The sequence below is a fragment of the Streptomyces sp. LARHCF249 genome (assembly GCF_052871255.1).
The window spans coordinates 74,517-97,167 of record NZ_JBIXJQ010000021.1; the positions used below are offsets into that span (position 1 = coordinate 74,517).

22 protein-coding genes are annotated in these 22,651 nt (G+C 73.1%); 9 read left to right on the forward strand and 13 right to left on the reverse strand.

Annotated elements, in window-relative coordinates:
• Window positions 1-232 (reverse strand): NACHT domain-containing protein (locus tag ACIPUC_RS36020; protein ID WP_446594631.1); only part of this gene is annotated, 232 nt, incomplete at its 3' end.
• Window positions 233-361: 129 nt separating this feature from the next.
• On the reverse strand, window positions 362-526 hold the full coding sequence (locus tag ACIPUC_RS36025; RefSeq protein WP_446594603.1) for a hypothetical protein: 165 nt from the start codon (window positions 524-526) through the stop codon (window positions 362-364).
• 323 nt (window positions 527-849) lie between these two features.
• On the opposite strand from ACIPUC_RS36025, the gene ACIPUC_RS36030 reads away from it, so the two are divergent.
• Window positions 850-1,476 (forward strand): M23 family metallopeptidase, encoded by a 627-nt coding sequence (locus ACIPUC_RS36030; RefSeq protein ID WP_446594604.1) that lies wholly within the window; start codon window positions 850-852, stop codon window positions 1,474-1,476.
• A gap of 40 nt (window positions 1,477-1,516) precedes the next feature.
• Here ACIPUC_RS36030 and ACIPUC_RS36035 read toward each other — a convergent pair whose 3' ends face one another.
• From ACIPUC_RS36035 to ACIPUC_RS36065, 7 genes are all read right to left on the reverse strand, one after another.
• Window positions 1,517-2,725, reverse strand: coding sequence for a LamG-like jellyroll fold domain-containing protein (locus ACIPUC_RS36035; RefSeq protein WP_446594605.1), 1,209 nt, complete (start codon window positions 2,723-2,725; stop codon window positions 1,517-1,519).
• A gap of 70 nt (window positions 2,726-2,795) precedes the next feature.
• Complete coding sequence (gene cseC, locus ACIPUC_RS36040) at window positions 2,796-4,109, reverse strand: two-component system sensor histidine kinase CseC (RefSeq protein WP_446594606.1); 1,314 nt, start codon at window positions 4,107-4,109, stop codon at window positions 2,796-2,798.
• Complete coding sequence (gene cseB / locus ACIPUC_RS36045; RefSeq protein WP_446594607.1) at window positions 4,106-4,816, reverse strand: two-component system response regulator CseB; 711 nt, start codon at window positions 4,814-4,816, stop codon at window positions 4,106-4,108. The genes cseC and cseB overlap by 4 nt, the downstream gene beginning before the upstream one ends.
• A 73-nt stretch (window positions 4,817-4,889) precedes the next feature.
• Window positions 4,890-5,588 carry a hypothetical protein gene (locus ACIPUC_RS36050; RefSeq protein ID WP_446594608.1) on the reverse strand — a complete coding sequence of 233 codons (699 nt, stop codon included), beginning with the start codon at window positions 5,586-5,588 and terminating at the stop codon, window positions 4,890-4,892.
• Complete coding sequence (locus ACIPUC_RS36055; RefSeq protein ID WP_069920779.1) at window positions 5,576-6,136, reverse strand: SigE family RNA polymerase sigma factor; 561 nt, start codon at window positions 6,134-6,136, stop codon at window positions 5,576-5,578. Before ACIPUC_RS36055 ends, ACIPUC_RS36050 begins: the two co-directional genes overlap by 13 nt.
• 206 nt (window positions 6,137-6,342) lie before the next feature.
• Entirely contained in the window at window positions 6,343-7,275 is a 933-nt protein-coding gene (locus ACIPUC_RS36060; protein WP_446594609.1) for an A/G-specific adenine glycosylase, read from the reverse strand.
• The gene (locus ACIPUC_RS36065) at window positions 7,272-7,913 is read right to left on the reverse strand and encodes a phosphatase PAP2 family protein (protein ID WP_446594610.1); all 642 of its coding nucleotides are present in this window, start codon (window positions 7,911-7,913) and stop codon (window positions 7,272-7,274) included. The genes ACIPUC_RS36060 and ACIPUC_RS36065 overlap by 4 nt, the downstream gene beginning before the upstream one ends.
• Window positions 7,914-8,072: 159 nt before the next feature.
• On the opposite strand from ACIPUC_RS36065, the gene ACIPUC_RS36070 reads away from it, so the two are divergent.
• Both ACIPUC_RS36070 and ACIPUC_RS36075 read left to right on the forward strand, forming a co-directional pair.
• Window positions 8,073-8,876: a hypothetical protein gene (locus ACIPUC_RS36070; protein WP_446594611.1), complete on the forward strand. Its 804-nt coding sequence runs from the start codon at window positions 8,073-8,075 to the stop codon at window positions 8,874-8,876.
• Window positions 8,877-9,007: 131 nt separating this feature from the next.
• Entirely contained in the window at window positions 9,008-10,078 is a 1,071-nt protein-coding gene (locus tag ACIPUC_RS36075) for a S1C family serine protease (RefSeq protein ID WP_446594612.1), read from the forward strand.
• Between the two features lie 14 nt (window positions 10,079-10,092).
• Here ACIPUC_RS36075 and disA read toward each other — a convergent pair whose 3' ends face one another.
• Both disA and radA read right to left on the reverse strand, forming a co-directional pair.
• A complete protein-coding gene (disA, locus tag ACIPUC_RS36080) occupies window positions 10,093-11,217 on the reverse strand; it encodes a DNA integrity scanning diadenylate cyclase DisA (protein WP_446594613.1) in 1,125 nt (374 codons plus the stop codon).
• Between the two features lie 137 nt (window positions 11,218-11,354).
• The gene (gene radA / locus ACIPUC_RS36085) at window positions 11,355-12,767 is read right to left on the reverse strand and encodes a DNA repair protein RadA (RefSeq protein WP_446594614.1); all 1,413 of its coding nucleotides are present in this window, start codon (window positions 12,765-12,767) and stop codon (window positions 11,355-11,357) included.
• A gap of 147 nt (window positions 12,768-12,914) precedes the next feature.
• Between radA and ACIPUC_RS36090 the strand changes: the two genes are divergently transcribed.
• On the forward strand, window positions 12,915-14,660 hold the full coding sequence (locus tag ACIPUC_RS36090) for a BACON domain-containing protein (RefSeq protein WP_446594615.1): 1,746 nt from the start codon (window positions 12,915-12,917) through the stop codon (window positions 14,658-14,660).
• Here ACIPUC_RS36090 and ACIPUC_RS36095 read toward each other — a convergent pair.
• On the reverse strand, window positions 14,657-15,508 hold the full coding sequence (locus tag ACIPUC_RS36095; protein ID WP_446594616.1) for a hypothetical protein: 852 nt from the start codon (window positions 15,506-15,508) through the stop codon (window positions 14,657-14,659). The two genes, ACIPUC_RS36090 and ACIPUC_RS36095, sit on opposite strands and share 4 nt — an antisense overlap.
• 63 nt (window positions 15,509-15,571) lie before the next feature.
• Here ACIPUC_RS36095 and ACIPUC_RS36100 point away from each other — a divergent pair, with 63 nt between their 5' ends.
• From ACIPUC_RS36100 to ilvD, 4 genes are all read left to right on the forward strand, one after another.
• Window positions 15,572-16,510: a Ppx/GppA phosphatase family protein gene (locus tag ACIPUC_RS36100; RefSeq protein ID WP_446594617.1), complete on the forward strand. Its 939-nt coding sequence runs from the start codon at window positions 15,572-15,574 to the stop codon at window positions 16,508-16,510.
• 56 nt (window positions 16,511-16,566) lie between these two features.
• Window positions 16,567-17,400 (forward strand): sugar phosphate isomerase/epimerase family protein, encoded by an 834-nt coding sequence (locus ACIPUC_RS36105; RefSeq protein ID WP_446594618.1) that lies wholly within the window; start codon window positions 16,567-16,569, stop codon window positions 17,398-17,400.
• Entirely contained in the window at window positions 17,397-18,014 is a 618-nt protein-coding gene (locus tag ACIPUC_RS36110; protein WP_446594619.1) for a TetR/AcrR family transcriptional regulator, read from the forward strand. Before ACIPUC_RS36105 ends, ACIPUC_RS36110 begins: the two co-directional genes overlap by 4 nt.
• Window positions 18,015-18,141: 127 nt before the next feature.
• Window positions 18,142-19,992, forward strand: a complete 1,851-nt coding sequence (gene ilvD / locus ACIPUC_RS36115; RefSeq protein ID WP_446594620.1) for a dihydroxy-acid dehydratase — start codon at window positions 18,142-18,144, stop codon at window positions 19,990-19,992.
• Window positions 19,993-20,026: 34 nt separating this feature from the next.
• On the opposite strand, the gene ACIPUC_RS36120 is transcribed toward ilvD, so the two are convergent.
• A complete protein-coding gene (locus ACIPUC_RS36120) occupies window positions 20,027-22,180 on the reverse strand; it encodes a protein kinase domain-containing protein (protein ID WP_446594621.1) in 2,154 nt (717 codons plus the stop codon).
• 105 nt (window positions 22,181-22,285) lie between these two features.
• Between ACIPUC_RS36120 and ACIPUC_RS36125 the strand changes: the two genes are divergently transcribed.
• On the forward strand, window positions 22,286-22,588 hold the full coding sequence (locus tag ACIPUC_RS36125) for a peptidase (protein WP_446594622.1): 303 nt from the start codon (window positions 22,286-22,288) through the stop codon (window positions 22,586-22,588).
• Window positions 22,589-22,651 lie beyond the last annotated feature (63 nt).

Sequence of the window (22,651 nt, forward strand, 5' to 3'; positions counted from 1 at the left end):
CCCCCCCCCCGGCCCCCCCCCCCCCCGGGGCCCCCCCCCCCCCGGGGCCCCCCCCCGCCCCCCCCCCGCCCGGCCCCCGCCCCTGTTTCCGTCCCCGGGCTCCGCCGTGGCGGGTGAGGCCGCGCAGCGGGAGTGCGAAGGGGATCCGGCCGTCCCCCTCGCCCCGGGCGGCGGAGACGGCCAGCCACAGGCTCAGGGTGGTCTTCCCGGAGCCTGCCTCTCCGCGGAGCAGGACCCGGTGGTGCTCGGTGAGGAGCTGGTCGGCGGGGCGGGAGCAGGACGGGGAGCCGTCTCCCGGCCCGGTGTCCGAGGCGGACGGCTTCCAGGTCGGAGAGGGTGAGGTCGCCGAGCGCGTTCAGGGTCACGGCCGGGGCGGCCGCCACGCGCGCCTCCTCCTGCGCGGGGAGGGGCCGCTCGCCGGAGGCCCGGCCAGGCCCGCGCCCGGGCCCTCGCTCTGGAAGAGCTTCTTGATGAGGGGGGTCAGTGCCCCCGAGGCCAGCCGTATGCCCACCACCGATGCCTCCATGACGCGTGAGCGTAGTGACCGGTTGCCCGCCGAAGGTCCTGGGCCGGTGACAAGCCGCACAGGGCAAATCGGACCTACTAGAAGGTTTCGTAGATCCAGTCACCCGATTTGTCCATCAGCGACCCAGTAGGGACCTGGTCAACCGAGTTCGTCACACTCACCCCGTCTACGACTTCAGGTAGTAAAAGGGAGGTTTGGGGAAGTATGGGCGCCCGGGTTACCAAAGATGAGCCCACCCGGCACACGTCCTCACGTGCCGGGTCACTTCATGCCCGTGGCGGGCGTGAACACCGTCTTTGTCCCCGGCCCCGGAGGTCTCCTTCATGTCCGCGAAGCGCGTCATCACCCGTCGTACCCGTATCGCCGCCGGCGCAACCGCTCTCGGTGCGGCGCTGGCCCTCGGAGCCGGGACGACCGCCGCCTTCGCCGACACGACGCAGACCGCCCTGGCCGGCACCGCCGAGCTGGTGGCCGCGCAGGCCGCGGCCCAGGCCGCCGGCGCCGGGAACACCGCGAAAGCCTCGAAGACCGGCCTGTGGGACAAGCCGGTCGAGAAGTACACGCTGTCCGCGACGTACGGCAAGGGCGGCAGCATGTGGGCGTCCAAGCACTCCGGCCAGGACTTCGCCGTCCCGACCGGCACCCCGGTCGACGCCGTGGCCGCCGGCACCGTCGTCAAGGCGGGCCCCAACGGCGGCGGCGACGGCCCCGCGTACGGCAACGCCGTCGTGATCAAGCACGCGAACAACATGTACTCGCAGTACGCGCACCTCTCGAAGATCCAGGTCAAGGTCGGCCAGAAGGTCGCCGTGGACCAGCAGATCGCGCTGTCCGGCAACACCGGCAACTCCAGCGGCCCGCACCTGCACTTCGAGATCCGGACGACCCCGAACTACGGCTCGTCCGTCAACCCGGTGGCCTTCCTGCGCACCGTCGGCGTCACCATCTGACTCTCCGGACGGGCCCCCGGCGGGGGGCCCGGTCACAGCACTACGTGAGCAGCCAGGAGTGCGACGGCTTCGTCGTCGCGGGCAGCTTGCCCTCCTTGTACGCGGCCGCCTGCTCGGGTGAGAACGCCGACTCGTAGACCCGGATGTTGTGCATGGCGCCCTGCCACGCGCCGGTCCAGATGTTGTGGTGCCGGGAGCGGCCCAGCTGCAGCGGGCCGGGAGCCTGCCAGATGCCCGGCACGGCGGCCTCGCCGGCCTTCTTGCCGTCCACGTAGAGGGTGATGGTCTTCTTCTCCGCGTCGTACGAGCCCATCAGCATGGTCGGGGTCTTGACCATGGGGAGGCCCTCGGCGACGACGGTCTGCGTGGTCGCCGCGGCGCCCTTGTCACCGGTCTGCACGCGGAAGATCCAGGCCTGCTTGCCGTTCACCTCGTTGATGCCGAGCTCGAACGAGAACGACTCCCCGTCGCCCTGGCTCACGGCGATCCGCGCGCCCTTGGCGGCCGAGTTGTAGAGGCGGGCCGTGACGCTGAAGCTCTTGGTCACGTCCACGGCCTGTTCGGAGGCCTGCGCGTAGGAGTTCGCCGTCCCCTTCGAGACGATCTGGAACCGCTTGCCCACCGGTCCGACCGACGCGTCGGAGCCGAGCCGGATGCCGATCTTCCCGTTGGTGTCGCGCAGCAGTGTCGGGTCGCCCTCGACGGTGGGCGAGTACGGCGCGGGCGAGCCCGAGGGGCCGCCCGGTGAGGCGGAGGCGGACGCCGAGGGGTCCTCGGCAGGGTTCTTCGGGTCGTCGCCCCTGCCCAGCAGGAAGAACGTTCCGCCCCCTGCCAGCAGCGCGAGTACGGTCACCCCGCCGCCCAGCATCCACAGGCGCTTCTTGCGCCGCTCGGCCGCGGAGCGGTCGGCCATGGCCTCCCAGTCCGGCTGATCGCCGAGGGGCGCCCCCGGTATGCCCGGCTGCGCCGGGGACCACGGCGTCTGCTGCGCCCCGGGGTCCTGCCGGTACGGGTCCGGCTGCGCGTCCGGCTGGTACGGGTTGGGCTGCCCCGACTGCGGGTAGCCGTAGCCGCCGCCGTCCTGCGCGGGCGGCCCGGGCGGGAAGCCGTAGCCGCCGCCCTGGGCGGGCGGTCCGGGCGGGAAGCCGTACCCGCCCTGCGCGGGGGGCCCCGGCGGGAACCCGTAGCCACCGCTCCCCGGGGCGGGCTCGGGCTGCGGGTTGCTCTGGGGATTCGTGCCGTCGGTCATGCCACGGATGCTAAGTCACGGACCTGCCGGACCGTAGGGCCGGTACCGGCCCGGACCCACCGGACACCGCTCAGCGCTGCGGGGTGATCACCGGAAAACTGCCCGTCGACGTCGGGGCGTGCTCCGGCAGCCACAGCACCGCCACCGCGCCCGCCGACGCGCCCTCGCGGTCCGAGCCGCCCGGCGCGGCCACGTTGCGGAAGGTCAGCCGGGCGCCCAGCACCCGCGCCTGGCCCTCGGCGATGGTCAAGCCCAGCCCGTGCCCCACGCCCGCACGGTCCGTCGACCCGGTGCGGAAGCGGCTCGGCCCCTCGCGCAGCAGCGCCTCCGGGAAGCCCGGCCCGTGGTCCCGGATCCGCACGACCCGGCCCTCCACGTCCACCTGCACCGGCGGCTGCCCGTACCGCGCGGCGTTGGCCAGCAGGTTTCCCAGGATCCGCTCCAGGCGCCGCGGGTCGGTGCTGACGATCTCGTCCGCGACGACCCGTACCGACGCCTCCGGCATCAGCGCCGTCACCCGCCGGCGCACGAATTCGCCCAGCGCCACGTCCTGGAGCTCCGCCCGCTCGGAGGCGCTGTCCAGCCGGGCCACCTCCAGCACGTCCTCGACGAGCGCGCGCATCGCCTGCGCGCGGTCCCGTACGAGTTCGGTCGGCCGGCCCGGAGGCAGCAGTTCCGCCGCCGTCAGCAGGCCGGTCACCGGCGTCCGCAGCTCGTGCGCGATGTCGGCGGTCACCCGCCGCTCGGCCTCCAGCCGCTGCTGGAGGGCGTCGGCCATGGCGTCCACCGCGCGCGCGAGGTCGTCCGTCTCGTCCCGTACGACGCCCCCGACCGCGTCCCGGACCCGTACCCCGGGATCCCCGTGCGCCACCCGCTGCGCGGCCGCCGCGGCCTTGCGCAGCCGGCGCGAGATCTGACCGCCGATGAGCACGCCCAGCGCCGAGCCGCCGACCACGACGGCCAGCGAGCCGACGACCAGCGCCCGGTCCAGGTCGCGCACCATGTTGGCGCTCTCCCGGAACTGGGTGTGCAGCGACAGCACCTGCCCGTTCTCGAGCGGCACCGCGGCCCATACCTCAGGGCCCCCCTTCGCGGACTCCTGGACGTACGTGCCGCGCCGCCCGGAGCGTGCCTTCTCCCGGAGGGGGGCGGGGAGTTCGGGGTCGTTGAGCTTGGCGCCCATCGGCGGCTTGCGGCCGGCCTCGGCGTTGCGGGAGATGAACTGCACGCGGTCCAGCTGCACCTCGCGGGCGCTCTCCAGCATCGACGCCCGGGCAGCGCTGTGCACCACCAGGCTCAGTGCGACCGCCGTGAGGGCGCCCACGGCGGCGACGGCGATGGTGATCTTCCAGCGGATCCCGGTCCGGAGGGTGAACCGTTTCATGCCTTGAGCTTGTATCCGAAGCCTCGGACCGTCTCGATCCGGTCCTGCCCGATCTTGGTGCGCAGTCGCTGGACGTGGACGTCGACGACGCGGGTGTCGCCGCCCCAGTCGTAGTCCCAGACCCGCTCCAGCAGCCGGTCGCGCGACAGGACGGTGCCGGGCGCGGAGGAGAACTCCAGCAGCAGCCGCATCTCGGTGGGGGTCAGTGCCACGGCCGCGCCCGCCTTGCGCACCTCCATGCCCTCGGTGTCGACCTCCAGATCGCCGAAGGAGAGCACGCCGCGCTCCGCGTCCTGACCCTGGTCGGAGCCCGGGCCGCCGTTCTGCGGGCCGCCCGCGTGGCCGAAGCGGCGCAGCACCGCGCGGATCCGGGCGACGAGCACCGAGCCGTCGAAGGGCTTGGTGACGTAGTCGTCGGCCCCCGCCTCCAGGCCCAGCACCACGTCGATGGAGTCGGCGCGCGCCGACAGCATGATCACCGGGACGGTGGACTCGTCCCGGATGCGGCGGCACAGGCTCACGCCGTCCATGCCGGGGACCATCACGTCGAGCAGGGCGATGTCGGGCCGGTCCGCCCGGAAGGACTCCAGTCCGGACAGGCCGTCGGGCATGGCGGTGACCACGAACCCGTCGCGTTCCAGCGCCAGGGTCGTGGCCTCGCGGATGACGTCGTCGTCCTCCACGAACAGGACATGGGTCTCGGCCATGCGGGAGCCTCGCCTCGGTTCTTCGGTACTCGGTTCTGCGGGAGTCAGTCGGGTGCGGTCACGGCTTGCGGGGTCACGGCTTGTGGGTCACGGCCGGAGCGGGCTGGCCCCCGCCGTCGACCACGTTGCTGTATTCGGAGTGCACCCGGTCCTGCTCGGTGAACTTCTCCCCGTCCCAGCGGTACGTGATCACGTCCTCGCCCGACGGATAGGCGAGCGGATCGCTCTTCGCGTAGACCTGCTTCGTGACCACCAGATCGCCCCGGTCGATCTCCGCGTAGACGGGCGGCTGCTCGTCCGAGAAGACATTCTCGTACGTCGCGCCGTCCGCGCGGTACACGTACGAACCGCGCCCCAGCGCGTCGGCGCACGACAGGACGTTGACCACGATGTCGACGACGGTGCTGCCGGTGACCTTCCCGTAGGTCACGTCCACGGGGTACTCCTTGCCCGTGCAGGGCTTGAGGTCCCGCTTGATCTCGGCGCTGACCTTGGGGTCCGCCTTCAGCAGCGCCACCGGGTCGACCTTCTTCAGCGGCTTGCCGGACGTGGCCGCGGACGCGGACGCCCCGGAGGAGGCCTCCGGGGAGGCAGCGGACGGAGCCGTCTTGGCCACCGGGTCCGTCCGCGCGGGGCCGCCGTCGCGCAGGCCCGTGCCGCCCGTGGCGCAACCGACCGCCAACACGGCTGTGCCGACGAGGACGATCGTCCCCGCCGACACCAGGACCAGCGAACGTCTGCCGGTCAGTCCTTGGCCCTTCAGGCCGCGCACCGCTCACGCCCCTCGTACCGGATGGTGTGGTCACCGCGTTCCAGCGCGCGCATGTCCAGGTCCCGGCTCTCCAGCTCCTGCCGGAGGCGGGCCAGCGCGCGATGCAGCGTGCTCTTCACCGTACCCGCAGACATGCCGAGTGCGGCGGCCGTCTCCTCGGTGCTCATCTGCTCCCAGTGTCGCAGCACGACCACGCTGCGCTGCTTGGGCGCCAGCACCTTGAGGATGTCCATGAGCAGGGCGCGGTCGGCGCGCTGGTCGGAGCCGTCCTCGACGGAGGCGTCGGGGAGCTGCTCGGTGGGGACCTCTTCGAGCTTGCGGGCGCGCCACCACTCGGTACGGGTGTTGATCATGACGCGGCGGAGGTAGGCGTCGGCGAGGGACTTGTCGGCGATGCCGTCCCAGCGGCCGTAGGTGCGGACGAGGGCGGTCTGCAGGAGGTCCTGCGCGTCGGTGGGGTCCGGAACCAGGCGACGGGCGCTGCGCAGCAGCGCGTCCTGCCGAGTGCGTACGTACTCCTCGAATTCGAGTACCTCGCCGTGCGCCATCTCAGACCGCCTCCGTTCCGTGCAACCGCTCTTCCGCTGCCTCACGGATCCGAAGGTACGGAGGGGTTGTCACGGGCCTGTGCGGGTCAGCCTTCGGTGGACGCACGGACACCCATAGGTTGTGTAACAGTGCCCGTGAGCTGGGGTTTCACCGCTGAAAGCGGAATCGGCGAGTCAGCTTCGGGTGGGCTTGGAGGCGGCGCCGCTCAGGTCTGCGGAAGCCGGTACGCGCCTCCCTCCAGCGGCTCCACCAGCCCGTCGGAGACCAGCCCGTCGAGCGCCCGGGCGCGCTGCACCGGCTCCTCCCAGACCGTGTCGAGCACGGCCTGCGGAACCGGCCCCACCGCCTCCCGGAGCACGGCGAGCAGCCGGCCCCGCACCTGCCGGTCGGTCCCGGCGTACGTCTGCCCGCGCCGCGGCGGCCCGTCGTGCGCGGGCTTCCCGGCGAGGCGCCACGCGCACAGCCCGGCCACCGGGCAGCGGGCGCAGCCGGGGTTCTTGGCGGTGCACACCAGTGCGCCGAGCTCCATCGAGGCCGCCGCCCAGCGGGCCGCGGTGTCCTCGTCCGCGGGCAGCAGGGCCCGCGCCAGGCGCCGCTCGGCGGCGGTGGTGGCGTTCGGCGGGTACTCGACCCCGGTGGCGGTGCGCGCGAAGACCCGCCGGACGTTGGTGTCGAGCACGGCGTGCCGCTGTCCGTACGCGAAGGAGGCCACGGCGGCCGCGGTGTACTCCCCGATCCCGGGCAGCGCGAGGAGCTGCGCGTGCTCCCGCGGCACGTCGCCCCCGTGCCGCTCCGTTATCGCCACGGCCGCGCCGTGCAGCCGCAGCGCCCGGCGCGGGTAGCCCAGCCGGCCCCATGCGCGGACGGCCTCGCCCGGGGCCTCGGCGGCCAGGTCGGCGGGGCGCGGCCACCGGGCGAGCCACTGCTCGTACACCGGCAGGACGCGGCTGACGGGGGTCTGCTGGAGCATGAACTCGCTGACCATGACCCCCCAGGGGCCGGCCTCGGGGCGGCGCCAGGGCAGGTCGCGGGCGTGCTCGTCGAACCACGCGATGACGGGGGAGTGCAGTGCGTGGGAGACGGCGGGGGACTCGGGGGAGTCGGGGGATCCGGGCGAGGTGATGGGGGATGCAGTCATGGCAGACGGCATCCTGGCACGTTTCGTCCCTGCCTTGCGGGGCCCGGGCCGGTGAACCGGACAACTGCGGGTACCCCGCTCGCCCGCATGGCGGCGACGACCCGGCCGGCCGGACCCGCGAGGGCCAGGACGAGGAGGGCGGCCAGCGAACCGCCGAGCAGCAGGCCCATCGCCACGTCGTGCGGGTAGTGCACGCCGACGAAGACGCGGGAGAAGGCCATCAGCAGCGCGAGCGGGACGGTCAGCAGCGCGAGGCGGCGTACGGCCATGGCCAGCGCGACGGCGGCGGCCCCCGCCAGGGCGGAGTGGTTGCTTGGGAAGGACCAGTCGCCGGTGGCCGGGCAGGTGACGAGCGGGGCGACGGCCCCGGCGACGGCGCGGCAGGGCCGCTCCTCGTCCACGGTGGACTTCACGAGCTCCGAGGCGACGTACGCGGCGGCGGTGGCGGCCGGGGCCAGCACGGCGAGCGCGACCGGCCGGGGGCTCGACCGCCCGCGCGAGCGCCACCAGACGGCCGGGAAGAGCACTCCGAAGAGCAGGAGCCCGTACTCCGTCCAGATCTCGAACGCCGACTGCACCCAGACGGGTGTGGAGTGGGCGAAATCGGTGATGTCGAGGTAGAGGCCGGCGCTGTCCATGGTCACCGACGGTACTCATATCGGATGTATGCCCGCGTCGGGCTCTTGGCTGATTCCCTGCGCCCCCACTGGACCCGCAGGATGATCATCGGCAGAACAAACCTGCTGCGCGGCATGGGGGGCACCGATCGGGCCGCGGACTCTCGTAAAGTTCGGTCCGTGGGATCTCTGCGCAATCCGGTCGGGCCGCTCCCCTCCTCCATCTACTGGCGACGGAGGGCTGTGCTGGCGTCCGTCGTCGCGCTCCTCGCGCTCCTCGCCGTATGGACCGTCAGTTCCGGCGGGGGGAAGTCGAGTACGAACGGCAAGGGCCAGAGCCACCCCGATCCCGTCACCTCGATCACCCCCGGCCCGGCCGGCACGGGGCCGGCGATCAGTCAGGCCCCGGGCGGACGCGCGGAGTCGGGCGGCGGCGGCACCGGATCCGAGGGTGGCGGCTCCGCCGCCGGCGCGGGCAAGAACGGCGAACCGGGCGGCGGTACGGGCACCGGCGGCGCGGCCGGCACGGGCTCCGGCCCGGGCGGCGGCGCGGCCCCGGTCCCGGCCGACCCGGGCCTGCCCACGTGCGCGCCCACTGCGCTGCAGTGGGAGGTCAAGAGCGTGAAGAACGAGTACGAGGCGAACGAGAAGCCCCGCCTCGAACTCGTCGCCCGCAACATCGCCGGCACCACCTGCAAAATCGATCTCGGCCCGAAGCAGGCGGTCCTGACCATCCTTCAGGCGGCGGGGAACAAGGCGGTGTGGTCCTCGGCGGACTGCCCGACGGGCGCGGGCAGCGCCTTCTTCCGCGTTCCCGCGCAGGGGGAGACCAGGCACTCGGTGGAGTGGGACCGGCGGTTCAGCGCGGCCGACCAGTGCCAGTCGCCCCCGGCGGGCGTCGCGGGCCCGGACACGTACGTGGTCGAGGTCAAGTCCCCCGGCATGCCGGTCGCCCGAACCTCGTTCGTCCTGAAGCAGGACTGAGCGGTCCCGGGCCCGGTCCTCCCCTCCAGGACAGCTCGGCTCCGCGGGATTACGCTGAAATCACAGCGACATTTCCCGGCCGGCAGTGGTTCCAGGGGGCGGGGCCGGCCGCCCCAGTCGAAGGGGACCTTATGAGTGCGAGAGTCACGGGTGTGGCTGTCGGCGTCCTGGCCGCGGTCCTCACCTCCTGGAGCCCCGGGGCGGCGCGGGCGGACGATCCTTCGCCCAAGGAGGTCTACGAGAAGGCCGCGCCGGCCACGGTGCACGTGATCGGGAAGTACGGCGCCGGTACCGGCTTCGTCTATGACGCCGACGAGGGGCTCATCGTCACCAACGCGCACGTCATCCAGGGCGAGGCCGCCCTGAAGGCGGTCGTGGGGGAGGGATCGCCGGTTCCCGTGCGCGTGCTCGGCAGCGATCCCTGTGAGGACCTCGCGGTACTCAAGCTCACGTCTCCCCAAGAGGATCTGAAGGAGCTGAAGTTCGGCAAGAGCGACGACGTCGAGACGGCCGACACCGTCATGGCGCTCGGCTATCCGGCATCCCTGGGGGAAACCGACGTCACACAGAAGGTCGCCTTCACCTCCGGCGCCGTGCAAACGTCCAAGGTGGGTGCGACGCCCCTCACGTCACTTCCGAACTACCCCTCCTTGATCCAGCATTCCGCGACGGTCAACCCGGGCAACTCGGGCGGCCCCCTGCTCAACGCCAAGGGGGAAGTCGTCGGCATCAACACCCTGGGCTACTCGGACGAGGGAGTGACGGGGCAGTTCTACGCGATCAGCAGCGATCACGCCGAACCCAAGCTCGCCGGGCTGGCCGCGGGCGACACCAAGAACGACCCCGGGTGGTGGCTCCTCGACATGTCGGACCCGAGCCTCCCCACCACCTTCGAGGAGATCGGAGCACCGGACGACAAGGCCTTCGCCGCCTTCCAGAAGCAGGGCGTCGACGGGGTGATGGCCCTGAGCGTCACTCCGCAATCCCAGGCCGCCAAAGCGAACCTCGGAGCCGGCGACGTGCTGACCACGGTGAAGGGCGAGCCGGTGACCTCCGTCGCCGAGGTGTGCGACGTCCTCCAGTCCACGTCGGGCGGCGAGAAGCTGCCCGTGGACGGCGTCTACTCGGGCACCCTCGACAGCACCGGGGGCAAGGCGGGCGAGGAGTGGACCACTGAGCTGGTGCTCGAAGGCAAGTCCTAGACGGTACGTACCGCCTAGACGTACCGCTCGAGGATCGAGGATTCGGCCAGGCGGGAGAGGCCCTCGCGGACGCTGCGCGCACGGGCCTCGCCCACGCCGTCCACCGTCTGCAGGTCGTCCACGCTCGCGGCCAGCAGCTTCTGCAGACCCCCGAAGTGCTCCACGAGCCGCTCGATGATGGCGCCCGGCAGCCGGGGAACCTTCGCCAGGAGCCGGTACCCGCGGGGCGACACCGCCGAGTCCAGGGTCTCCGGCGACCCCGTGTACCCCAGTGCCTTCGCCACGATCGCCAGTTCCAGCAGCTCCGGATGCGTCAGCGCGTCCAGCGCCGGCAGCGCCTCCTCCACCGTGCGGGAACGCTTCGCCGTCGGCTCCGGCACGTAGTCCCGGATCACCAGCTCCCGCTCCTGCTCGATCCCGACCGTCAGCTCGTCCAGCTGGAGCGACAGCAGCCGCCCGTCCGTCCCCAGCTCGATGACGTACTCGGCGATCTCGGTCGCGATCCGGCGGACCATTTCCAGCCGCTGCGCGACCGCGGTCACGTCACGGACCGTGACCAGGTCCTCGATCTCCAGGGCCGACAGCGTGCCCGCCACCTCGTCGAGGCGCAGCTTGTACCGCTCCAGCGTGGCCAGCGCCTGGTTGGCCCGCGACAGGATCGCCCCGGACTCCTCCAGGACCCGCCGCTCCCCGTCCACGTACAGCGCGATCAGCCGCATCGACTGCGACACCGAGACGACCGGGAAACCGCACTGCTTGGAGACGCGGTCGGCGGTCCGGTGCCGGGTGCCCGTCTCCTCCGTGGGGATCGACGCGTCCGGCACCAGCTGCACACCGGCCCGCAGGATCTTGGTGATGTCCTTGTCCAGGATCAGCGCACCGTCGAGCTTGCACAGCTCGCGCAACCGGGTCGCCGTGAACTCCACGTCCAGGACGAAGCCACCGGTGCACATCGACTCGACCGTCTTGTCCATGCCGAGGACGATGAGCCCGCCGGTGTTGCCGCGGACGATCCGTTCCAGGCCGTCACGCAGCGGCTGACCAGGTGCGACCGCGCTCAGCGAGGCGCGCATCATGGCCTCCTGCTTGGAGCTCGCGCCCGACTTGCCGGATGCTGCTGCCCCGTCCTTGGCTGCCACTGCACTCCTCCGGTCGCGGGTTGCGCCGCCTGCGTACGGCCGGGCGGACCATCCCGAAGTCTACCGGCGTGCGCTGCGGCCCAGCCGGGGCTTGCCCGGGTACGCCCGTCCTGACCCCGTACGGACCCGCTGACCAGCTACGACCCGTCCCGCTCCTTGGCCGGCGTACGGGACCGCCCGCGCGGCAGGACCCGTAGCGCGTCGCCCATGTCGGCGACCTCGGTGACCTTCATCCCGGCCGGCACCCTGCCCGGATCCGCAGGCACCAGGGCGTGCGTGAAGCCGAGCCGGTGCGCCTCCGCGAGCCGCCGCTGTACGCCGGTCACCCGCCGCACCTCGCCGGCCAGGCCGACCTCCCCGATCGCCACGAGGTTCTTCGGGAGCGGGACGTCGCTGGCGGCGGAGGCCAGGGCCAGCGCGATCGCCAGGTCGGCGGCCGGCTCGGTCAGCTTCACCCCGCCCACGGTCGCGCTGTAGATGTCGCGCTTGCCCAGCGCGGTGATCCGGCCGCGCTGCTCCAGCACCGCCAGCATCATCGAGACGCGCGAGGTCTCCAGGCCCGAGGTGGTGCGCCGGGGGGAGGGGATCTGCGAGTCCACGGTCAGCGCCTGCACCTCGGCGACCAGCGGGCGCTTGCCCTCCAGGGTCACCGTCAGACAGGTGCCGGGCACCGCCTCGGCGCGCCGGGTCAGGAACAGCCCGCTCGGGTCGGCGAGGCCGGTGATCCCCTCGTCGTGCAGTTCGAAGCAGCCCACCTCGTCGGTGGCCCCGTACCGGTTCTTGACGCCGCGCACCAGCCGCAGCCGGGCGTGCCGGTCGCCCTCGAAGCTCAGCACCACGTCGACCAGGTGCTCCAGCAGGCGGGGACCGGCGATGGCCCCGTCCTTGGTCACGTGGCCGACGAGGAGCGTGGACATCCCGCGTTCCTTGGAGGCGCGGATCAGGGCGCCGGCGACCTCGCGCACCTGGGCCATGCCGCCGGGCGCGCCGTCGATCTCGGGGGAGGCGACGGTCTGTACGGAGTCCAGGATCAGGAGGGAGGGCTTCACCGCGTCCAGGTGCCCCAGCACGGCCGAGAGGTCGGTCTCGGCCGCCAGGTAGAGGTGGTCGCTCAGCGCGTTGATCCGGTCGGCGCGCAGCCGCACCTGGCTCGCCGACTCCTCACCCGTGACGTACAGCGTGCGGTGGTCGCCGCTGGACGCCTTCGCCGCGACGTCGAGCAGCAGCGTCGACTTCCCGACGCCGGGCTCCCCCGCGAGCAGCACCACGGCGCCGGGCACGAGCCCGCCGCCGAGGACCCGGTCCAGTTCGTCCACACCGGTGCTGCGCGCGGTCGCCGTCCGGCCGTCGACCTGCGCGATCGGCACCGCGGCGGTCGACACACGGCCCGCGGCGGTGGTCCGCACGGCGGGCGTGCCCATCTCCTCGACGGTGCCCCACGCCTGGCACTCGGGACACCGCCCGAGCCACTTCGCGGTCGTCCAGCCGCACTCGGTACAGCGGTAGGACGGCCGGTCCTTGGCGGATGAACGAGCGGTACGGGCAGCCATGCCGCTCACGGTAGCCGCAGGCACCGACAGCGCCCGCACCGCTACCGACAACCCCGCGGTCAGTACCCCACCGATCTGTTCACCCGTAAGGGCTAAATCCGGGGAAGGCTTCCGGAGGTCCACCGGCGCGCCGCCTACGGTCGCCAGGTGAACAGCAGCAGCCAGGCACACTCCTCGTCACGCTCCGGCGCACACCGGGCGCACGGGCGCACGCCGTTCGAGCAGGAGCCGCCGCCGCCCTTCCGACACGAGCCCTACCTGGACGGCCTGTTCACGTACTGCCTCTCGGTGCTGTGCGACCACGACACCGCCACCGACGTGCTGGGCGACGTACTCGCCGTGGCCGAACGGCATCCCGGCCGCTGCCCCGACGAGGGCGACCGACGGGCCTGGCTCTACGCCCTGGCGCGCTGGGGCTGCCTGCACCGGCTGGCCGAGCAGAGGCGCGTACGGCAGGGAGCGCATTGCGCCCGGCGTGCGCCGGAGCGCACGTACGCCGGTCGCGCGCCGGGTGAGGGCCACACGGACGGCGACCCCTCCGGCGGGGCCCGCCGCACGCTTGACGTGAGCGCGTACCGCCGTACCGAGCTGGCCCGGCTCGCCTGGCCGGAGGCCGCCGGGACCACGCCCGAACAGCGCGAGGCCCTGGAACTCGCCGTCCGCCACCGCCTCGGCGTCACCGAACTGGCCGCCGTCCTCGGCACGCCCGCGGTCGCCGCCCGGGAGCTGCTGTCCGGCGCCGCCTGCGAGGTGGAGCGCACCCGCACCGCCCTCGCCGTCGTGGAGACCGGCAGCTGCCCGAGCGTCTCCCGGCTCACCGCCGACGGACAGGTCCTGCTGTCCACCACCCTGCGCGCCGAGCTCGTACGCCACGTCGACGACTGTCCGCGCTGCCGCCGCGTCGCCGAACGCGTAGGCGCAGGGGCGCCCTGGCCGGGCTCCGGCGGCATCGACACCGCGGCCCTCCCGCTCGTCCCCGCCCCGCGCACCGCCGTCCACGCCGCCATGCTCCGCTCCGGCGGCCGGGGCCGCCGGCCCGCCCCGCGCTTCGACCGCACCGGCTTCCCGATGGACCCCAAGGACCGCGCGGCCCGCCGCGACAGGATGAGGGCCCGCGCGGTGACCACCACCGTGGTCGCCACCGTCGTGGCCGCGCCGGTCCTGGCCCTGTGGGCGGCCTACCGCGGCGCCCCCAGCACCGGCGAACCCGTCGGCGGCGACACCGCCACCCGCATCTCGGCGAGCGAGTCCGACCTCCCGGCGGCGCCGTACATCGGCGGCCGCCCGCTCACCGCCTACGAGAACACCGGGAACACCACATCCGCCACCGGCAGCCCCGGCTTCGCCCCGGGCAGCGCCGAGCCCGACGTCTCGGTCGAGGTGATCAGCACCGGGCCGCCGCCGGCTCCCGACCGGGCCGGCGCCCCCGGCCGGCTCACGGTCGCCGCGTCCTCCCACGGAGCCACCACGCTGCTCACCCTCACCGCGTCCGGCGGCGCCCCGGTGGACTGGCGGCTCTGGTCCGACGCGCCCTGGCTGCGCGCGAGCCGGACCGCGGGCACGCTGGCGCCCGGAGAATCGGTCACCCTGCGGATCGCCGTGGACACCGAGGCCCAGCCCGTGGGGGCCTGGACCGCCCGGGTGGGGGTGGATCCCGGGGGCGCGGTCGTCTCCATCCAGGGCCGCGGGCGCCCCGCTCCGACCCCGGAGCCGCCGTCGACCCCGGCCCCGACGCCCACGCCGACCCCGACACCCACGCCCACCCCGACGCCGACCCCGACACCCACGCCGACCCCGACACCGACGCCCACCCCGACACCGACGCCGACATCAGGAGGAACGGTTTCCCCCGACCCCGACCCCGGACCGGGGCCGTCGGCTTCGCCGGCCTAGGCCGGCGGCTCCGGGTCGGCCGGGTGCGGGGCCATCGGCAGCAGCGAGGCGAGCCGCGCCTCGCACAGCTTCACCAGCTCCTCGTACGCCTCCTTGCCCATCAGCTCCGTCAGCTCGGCGCGGTACGACACGTACACCGGCTTCCCGGCGCCGTGCGCGGAGGTGGCCGACGTGCACCACCAGTGCAGGTCGTGGCCGCCCGGACCCCAGCCGCGCCGGTCGTACTCGCCGATCGACACCTGGAGCACGCGGGTGTCGTCGGGCCGCTCGATCCAGTCGTAGGTACGGCGGATCGGCAGCTGCCAGCACACGTCCGGCTTCGTCTCCAGCGGCTCCTGGCCGCTCTTCAACGCCAGGATGTGCAGCGCACAGCCGGCCCCGGCGGGGAACCCCGGCCGGTTCAGGAAGATGCACGCGCCGTCCCAGCGGCGGGTCTGCTTCTCCCCGTCGTCGTCGTGCTGAGTCCACCCGGTCTCGCTGCCCACGTCGTGGAACTGCCACAGCTCGGGCGTCAGCCGGGCCACGTGCTGGGCGACGCGCTTCTCGTCGTCCTCGTCGGAGAAGTGCGCGCCGAGCGTGCAGCAGCCGTCGGACGCCCGGCCCGCCTGGATGCCCTGGCAGCCGCTGCCGAAGATGCAGGTCCAGCGCGAGGTGAGCCAGGTCAGGTCGCAGCGGAAGACCTGCTCGTCGTCGGCGGGATCGGGGAACTCCACCCAGGCCCGGGGGAAGTCGAGCCCCTTCTCGTCGGCCAGCGGTGCGGCGGCCTTCGCCTTGGCGGCCTTGTTTCCGGTCTTGTTTCCGGCCTTGTCGCCGGGCTTGGTCTTGTGGGCCTTCTTCGTATGTGGCACAAACCCAAGCGTAAGCGCCCCCTGCGTCACCCATACGCGTTCGCCGCAGTAGCGTTTCCCCCTATGAGACTCGGTGTCCTTGATGTGGGTTCGAACACGGTCCACCTGCTGGTGGTGGACGCGCACCCCGGCGCGCGCCCGCAGCCTGCGCACTCGCACAAGGTGGAAATTCGGCTGGCGGAGCTCCTCGACGAGGGCGGCGCGGTCACTCCCGAGGGCGTCGAGCGACTCGTCTCCGTGATCAACGACGCGGTGCAGGCCGCCGAGGACAAGGGCTGCGAGGACGTGCTGCCCTTCGCGACCAGCGCCGTCCGCGAGGCCACGAACGCGGACGCGGTGCTGGCCCGGATCAAGGCCGAGACCGGGGTCGACCTGCCCGTCCTGAGCGGTGAGGACGAGGCCCGGCTGACCTTCCTGGCCGCGCGCCGCTGGTTCGGCTGGTCGGCCGGGAAGCTGCTGGTCCTCGACATCGGCGGCGGCTCGCTGGAGATCGCGTACGGCATCGACGAGGACCCGGACGCGGCCGTCTCCCTCCCGCTGGGCGCGGGCCGGCTGACGTCGGGCTGGCTGCCGGGCGACCCGCCGGACGCGCTCGACATCCGGGCCCTGCGCAGGCACGTGCGGGCGGAGATCGCGCGCACGGTGGGGGAGTTCAGCCGCTTCGGGACGCCGGACCACGTGGTGGCGACGTCGAAGACGTTCAAGCAGCTGGCCCGCATCGCGGGTGCGGCCCGCTCGGCGGACGGCCTCTACGTGCAGCGCGACCTGACCCGAAAGTCGCTGGAGGAGTGGGTCCCGCGGCTGGCCGCGATGACCACGGCCCAGCGGGCGGCGCTCCCGGGCGTCTCGGAGGGCCGGGCGAACCAGCTGCTGGCCGGAGCGGTGGTCGCCGAGGGCGCGATGGACCTCTTCGGCGTCGACGAGCTCGAGATCTGCCCCTGGGCCCTGCGCGAGGGCGTCATCCTGCGCAGGCTGGACCACCTGCCGACGGGCAACGGCTGACGGCAACGGCTGAGGGGCGACACGTACACGCGGCCCCGGGCCCGTACCCTGTGTCCGTGGCAGAACCAGTCCGTGTCCCGACCGCGAAAGTCGCCCTGTCCACCGCCTCCGTCTATCCGGAGTCCACGGCGACCGCCTTCGAGATCGCCGCGCGCCTCGGCTACGACGGCGTCGAGGTCATGGTCTGGACGGACCCGGTCAGCCAGGACGTCGACGCCCTGCGCCGGCTGTCCGACCACCACCAGGTGCCGATCCTCGCCATCCACGCGCCGTGCCTGCTGATCACCCAGCGGGTGTGGTCCACCGACCCCTGGACCAAGCTCCAGCGGGCCCGGGCGGCGGCCGAGCGGCTCGGCGCATCCACCGTGGTCGTGCACCCGCCCTTCCGCTGGCAGCGCCAGTACGCGCGGGACTTCGTCACCGGGATCTGGCGGATGGCCGACGAGACCGACGTCCGGTTCGCCGTCGAGAACATGTACCCCTGGCGCTACCGCGACCGCGAGATGCTCGCGTACGCCCCCGAGTGGGACGTGACGAAGGACGACTACCGGCACTTCACCGTCGACCTGTCGCACACCGCGACCGCCCGTACCGACGCCACCGCGATGATCGACCGGATGGGCGACCGGCTCGCGCACGTCCACCTCGCCGACGGAAACGGTTCGGCGAAGGACGAGCACCTGGTCCCGGGCCGCGGTACGCAGCCCTGCGCCGAGCTGCTGGAGCGCCTCGCCCGTACGTCCTTCGACGGGCACGTGGTGATCGAGGTCAACACCCGGCGCGCCATGTCCTCCGCGGAGCGCGAGGCCGACCTCGCCGAGGCGCTGGCCTTCACCCGCCTGCACCTCGCCACGGCGTCCGCGCCGCGTGACGGGGCCCGGCGCCCGTGACCGAGCCCCTGAAGCGCCGCCGCGGCCCCGGCCGGCCCCGCCAGGACGAGGCCGGGGAAGGGCCCGGCACCCAGGAGCGCATCCGCCTCGCCGCCCGCTCCGAGTTCGCCGCGCGCGGCTACGACAAGACCTCCGTACGCGGCGTCGCCAAGGCCGCCGGCGTGGACCCGGCCCTGGTCCACCACTACTTCGGCAGCAAGGACGACCTCTTCGCCGCCGCCATCGAGCTGAGCATGGAGCCGGCGCTGGTGGTCCCGGCGATCCTCGGCGAGGGCCCGGAAGGCATCGGGGAACGGCTCGCCCGCTACTTCCTGGGGATCTGGGAGAACCCGGTCACCCGGGCGCCGCTGCTGGCCGTGATCCGGTCCGCGCTGACCCACGACGCGGCCGCCGCGGTGCTGCGCCGCATCGTCCTGCGCCGCGTCCTGGAGCGGGTGGCGGCCGATCTGGACGTCCCCGACCCGACCTTCCGCGCCGAGCTCGCCGCCTCCCACATGGTCGGCATCGCGATCCTGCGGTACGTGGTCCAGGTCGAGCCCCTCGCGTCCGCCGACCCGGAGGCGATCGTGGCCCTGGTGGCGCCCACCCTCCAGCGCTACCTGACCGAGGAATGAGCCCTTCGTCCCGGCATGCGGACTTGCCGTCCGTATCGCGGTCCAGGGGCGTAGCCTCGTAACTGATTCATATCTACAGTCGTGGCCGCGCTCCCAAGGCCGGCCGCACTCATGGGGAGTGAACCCGATGCCCGAGCTGAGGTCCCGCACCGTCACCCACGGCCGCAACATGGCGGGCGCACGCGCCCTTATGCGTGCGTCGGGCGTAGCGAGCGAGGACATCGGCAAGCCGATCATCGCGGTCGCCAACTCCTTCACCGAGTTCGTCCCCGGCCACACCCACCTGGCCCCGGTCGGCCGGATCGTCTCCGACGCCATCCGCGCGGCCGGCGCGATCCCGCGCGAGTTCAACACCATCGCGGTCGACGACGGCATCGCGATGGGCCACGCCGGCATGCTGTACTCCCTGCCCTCCCGCGACCTGATCGCGGACAGCGTGGAGTACATGGTCGAGGCCCACTGCGCCGACGCCCTGATCTGCATCTCCAACTGCGACAAGATCACCCCGGGCATGCTGATGGCCGCCATGCGCCTCAACATCCCGGTGGTCTTCGTCTCCGGCGGCCCGATGGAGGCCGGCCAGGCCACCCTGGTCGACGGCACCGTCCGCAAGCTCGACCTGATCGACGCCATGGTCGACGCCTCCAACGAGAACGTCTCCGACGAGGACGTCCTGCGCATCGAGGAGAACGCCTGTCCGACCTGCGGCTCGTGTTCCGGCATGTTCACCGCCAACTCGATGAACTGCCTGGCCGAGGCCATCGGCCTGGCCCTGCCCGGCAACGGCTCGGTCCTCGCCACGCACACCGCCCGCCGCGCCCTGTACGAGGACGCCGGCCGCACGATCGTCGAGATCACCAAGCGCCACTACGAGCAGGACGACCACTCGGTCCTGCCCCGCAACATCGCCACCCGCCAGGCCTTCGAGAACGCCATGGCCCTCGACATCGCGATGGGCGGCTCGACCAACACGATCCTGCACCTGCTCGCGGCGGCGCAGGAGGCGGGCCTGGACTACGACCTCAAGGACATCGACGAGGTCTCGCGCCGCGTCCCGTGCCTGTCGAAGGTCGCCCCGAACGTGGCGCCCGGCGGCACGTACTACATGGAGGACATCCACCGGGCCGGCGGCATCCCCGCCATCCTGGGCGAGCTGCACCGCGGCGGACTCCTGAACAAGGACGTCACCTCCGTCCACTCCACCAACCTGGAGGACTGGCTGGCCGAGTGGGACGCCCGCTCCGGCACGGCGTCCGAGGAGGCCATGGAGCTGTGGCACGCGGCCCCCGGCTGCAAGCGCTCCGCCACCGCCTTCTCCCAGTCCGAGCGCTGGGAGACCCTCGACCTCGACGCCGAGGGCGGCTGCATCCGCTCCGTGCAGCACGCGTACTCCAAGGACGGCGGCCTCGCCGTCCTGAAGGGCAACCTCGCGGTCGACGGCTGCGTCGTGAAGACGGCCGGCGTCGACGAGTCGATCTGGACCTTCGAGGGCCCGGCGGTCGTCTGCGAGTCCCAGGACGAGGCCGTGGACAAGATCCTGCGCAAGGAGATCAAGGCGGGCGACGTCGTCGTCATCCGCTACGAGGGCCCGCGCGGCGGCCCCGGCATGCAGGAGATGCTCTACCCGACCTCCTTCCTCAAGGGCCGCGGCCTCGGCAAGGTCTGCGCCCTGGTGACCGACGGCCGCTTCTCCGGCGGCACCTCGGGCCTGTCCATCGGCCACGCCTCCCCGGAGGCGGCCTCGGGCGGCACCATCGCGGTCGTCGAGGACGGCGACCGGATCCGGATCGACATCCCGAACCGGTCCATCGAGCTCCTGGTCGACGAGGCCACCCTCGCCGCGCGCCACGAGGCCCTCGGCGGTGTCTACGCACCGAAGAACCGCGAGCGCCAGGTCTCCGCGGCCCTGCGCGCCTACGCGGCGATGGCCACGAGCGCCGACAAGGGCGCCGTCCGCGACGTCAGCCGCCTGGGCTGACCCGCCCGCCCGCTGCGCAACCCCGCCGGCCGCTTCACCAGCCGGCGGGGTTCGCCGCGTCCACCGCGAACACGGACCCGTCGGGTGCGCTCCCGAACACCCGCCCGTCGGCGACGACGGGCGCGGGGACGGTGGCCGTGTAGGTGCCCTGGCCCGTACCCATCCTGGGGTCCGTCTGCCCGATCAGCCGCCCGGCCCGCGTGTCGACCGCGATCAGCCGGCCGTCGGCCGCCATCAGGTACAGCCGTCCCTCGCCCACGACCGGCCGGGACGCCGCGGCCACGGCCGTCTCCAGCCGCCACGCCTCCTTCTCACCGGCGACCGCCGTCAGCGCCCCCGAGATGCCGATCAGGTACACGACCCCGTCCGGCCCGACGGCCGCCTCGGCCTGCAACTGCTCCACCGACAACGGGGTGCGCCGTACCGCCCGGGTGGCGAGATCGATGTGCACGACCGCGACCGACATCCCCTGCAGGTCGCCGGCCAGCAGGTACAGCCCGCCCCGTGCGACGCCGACCGGCTTGAGCAGCCCCGGTGCGCGGAGTTGCCAGCGCACCGTGCCGCCGACCGGATCGACCGCCGAAACCTGCGAGGACGTGCCGTCGTCGGCGCGCGTCGACACGTACAGGTCGACGCTCCCGTCCGTCGGGCCGGGACCCGTGAGCCATACGGACCCCAGCCGGCCCAGGCGCTTGCTCCAGCTCACGCTGCCGGTGGCCGCGTCGAGCGCCGTGACGGTCCCGTCCGCCCCGGCGGTCAGCACCTTCGAGCCGGCGGTCAGCACCGTGGCGTTCGGTGCGACGTCCTTCTTCCAGCGCGGTACGCCCGTGGCCGGATCCAGCGCCTGGAGCACCCCGCTGCCGGGGGTCACGGCGAGTACGAGTCCGCCGCTTGATGCGGGAGCGATGGCGGTGGCGCCCGCCGTGCGGGCTCCCGTGCCCGGCACCGACCAGGCGAGGGCGCCGTCGGCCGGGTTCAGCCGGGCCGCGACGAGCCCCGGGGCCGAGCAGTACAGGGCTCCGGACGCCGCGGCACACGCGGACACGGTGTTGCCGGGACCGCGGTCGCCCAGCGGGGCCGACCACGGGGCGGGCGCTGCCGGTTCCAGGGCCGGGCCGGACGGGCGCGGGGCCGTGCGCCCCGCGGGGTCCTCGCCGTCCGCGAACTGCGCGTACGCTCCGACGGCTCCGCCCGTCAGCAGCAGTGCGAGAGCGAGCACGAGGGCGAGGCGCCGCGGCCGCCGCCCTGCCGGCGGGGTTTCGGGAGCCCGTACGCGCCGGTGCGTGACGTCGGCGGAGACCGCGGCGGACGGGTGCTGTGCCGAGACCGGCCGCCGGGGCTGCGGGATGAAGGCGCGCGTGTCCTCGCCCGTCGGATACGCGGCGGCCCGCAGCTCTCCGAGCAGGGCGTCGGGAGTCGGCCGGTCGGCTGGGTCCTTGGCGAGGCAGCGCGAGATGACCGGCGCGAGGGAGGGCGGCACCCCGGTCAGGTCCGGCTCGCTGTGCACCACCTGGTACGCGACGAGGTAGTGGCTGTCGGAGTCGAACGGCCCGCGCCCGGTCGCCGCGTGGACCAGTACGGCACCCATCGCGAACACGTCCGCCGCCGGCCCGACCTCCCGCGGCCGCTGGAACTGCTCGGGCGCCATGAACGGCGGTGTCCCGATCAGCTTCCCGGTCTCGGTCCGCAGATCGCTGTCGGCGGGCCGGGAGATCCCGAAGTCGATGACCCGTACCCCGTCCGGCGCCATCAGGACGTTGCTCGGCTTGAGGTCCCGGTGCACGACACCGGCCCGGTGGATGTCCCGCAGCGCCTCCGCCAGCCCGGCGCCGAGCCTCGCCAGTGCTCCGCGGTCCAGGGTCTCTTCCCGTACCTGCTCTGCGAGGGTGGGGGCGTCGATGAACAGGGTGGCCATCCACGGCCGCTCGGCATCGGGGTCCGCGTCCACGACGGGCGCGGTGAACGCCCCGCTCACCCGGCGGGCGGCCGCGACCTCCTGCCGGAACCGGGCCCGGAACTCCGGATCTGCCGCGTGCTGCGCGTGGACGACCTTGACCGCGAGCCGCAGCCCGGAGGCGGAGGTGGCCAGATGAACCACTCCCATGCCACCGGAACCCAGGACGGATTCCAGCCGGTACTGCCCGGCGTACTCCGGAAAACCGGCCCGTTCCGCGCGCAGTGAATGCACTGCCGACCACCCCCGCCGGAGCCTAGTCGATGGCGCATATGAATCGGTAAGGGCCTGCTACCCTGCGCGAGTTGCAGAGCGTCATGCTCGAGGGGGAGATCTTTGATGTCGGTTGAGAACGAAATGAACGAGGTCCAGACCCTTGCCGCAGGGTCCGGCTACAAGTCCTACCCGGTCGCGCCCGGCGTCCAGCTCAACGTGCGCAGCGGCCCGGGCACCGGATACCCCGTCGTCGGCGTCCTGCCGCTCGGAGCCTGGGTGACGATCCGCTGCCAGTGCGCGGGCACCACGGTCTCCGGCCCGTACGGCACCACGAACCTCTGGGACTGCGTCGGCAACGGCCAGTTCGTCTCCGACGCCTACGTCAAGACCGGCAGCGACGGCTACGTCGCCGCACACTGCGGCTAGCCGCGGTCCGGGCCACCGCCCGTCTGACACGTGAGACACACCCGGCCCGGCCCGCCCGGCGGG

Coding starts and splice junctions, on each gene's coding strand:
- ACIPUC_RS36060 (WP_446594609.1), bottom strand. CDS start 7,275: ATGACTGCATCCCCCATCACCTCGCCCGGATCCCCCGACTCCCCCGAG.
- ACIPUC_RS36055 (WP_069920779.1), bottom strand. CDS start 6,136: ATGGCGCACGGCGAGGTACTCGAATTCGAGGAGTACGTACGCACTCGG.
- ACIPUC_RS36030 (WP_446594604.1), top strand. CDS start 850: ATGTCCGCGAAGCGCGTCATCACCCGTCGTACCCGTATCGCCGCCGGC.
- ACIPUC_RS36035 (WP_446594605.1), bottom strand. CDS start 2,725: ATGACCGACGGCACGAATCCCCAGAGCAACCCGCAGCCCGAGCCCGCC.
- ACIPUC_RS36065 (WP_446594610.1), bottom strand. CDS start 7,913: ATGGACAGCGCCGGCCTCTACCTCGACATCACCGATTTCGCCCACTCC.
- cseB (WP_446594607.1), bottom strand. CDS start 4,816: ATGGCCGAGACCCATGTCCTGTTCGTGGAGGACGACGACGTCATCCGC.
- ilvD (WP_446594620.1), top strand. CDS start 18,142: ATGCCCGAGCTGAGGTCCCGCACCGTCACCCACGGCCGCAACATGGCG.
- ACIPUC_RS36100 (WP_446594617.1), top strand. CDS start 15,572: ATGAGACTCGGTGTCCTTGATGTGGGTTCGAACACGGTCCACCTGCTG.
- ACIPUC_RS36125 (WP_446594622.1), top strand. CDS start 22,286: ATGTCGGTTGAGAACGAAATGAACGAGGTCCAGACCCTTGCCGCAGGG.
- ACIPUC_RS36025 (WP_446594603.1), bottom strand. CDS start 526: ATGGAGGCATCGGTGGTGGGCATACGGCTGGCCTCGGGGGCACTGACC.
- ACIPUC_RS36075 (WP_446594612.1), top strand. CDS start 9,008: ATGAGTGCGAGAGTCACGGGTGTGGCTGTCGGCGTCCTGGCCGCGGTC.
- radA (WP_446594614.1), bottom strand. CDS start 12,767: ATGGCTGCCCGTACCGCTCGTTCATCCGCCAAGGACCGGCCGTCCTAC.
- cseC (WP_446594606.1), bottom strand. CDS start 4,109: ATGAAACGGTTCACCCTCCGGACCGGGATCCGCTGGAAGATCACCATC.